This is a genomic window from Bradyrhizobium sp. LeoB3, assembly GCF_055456055.1.
Map to the genome: position 1 here is coordinate 1 of NZ_JBVBEF010000457.1, position 274 is coordinate 274.

Here is a 274-nt window from a genome sequence, read left to right on the forward strand (position 1 = left end):
TGCCAGCCGATCACCGGACGGCCATAGGGATGGTTGAGATAGAGCGCCGCCATGATCTGCTCGGTGAGCCGCGCATCCGGATTGTTGGCGACGCGCATGTTGTATTCTTCCAGCACGACATCGCGCTCCGGCAGCACGTTCTCGTCCTGCAGGATCAGGCCGGTCATCCGGTCGGCCTCGAACTCCATCATCTTGCCGAGCTGCTCGCGCGGCACGCGCTGGAAATAGCCGGTGTAGTCGGTGGAGGTGAAGGCGTTCTCATTGCCGCCGACCC

The 274-nt window shown here is 63.1% G+C and carries 1 protein-coding gene; it reads right to left on the reverse strand.

Annotated elements, in window-relative coordinates:
• A partial coding sequence (locus ACZXDY_RS46695; RefSeq protein ID WP_464350130.1) for a M16 family metallopeptidase occupies positions 1-274 on the reverse strand: 274 nt, incomplete at both ends.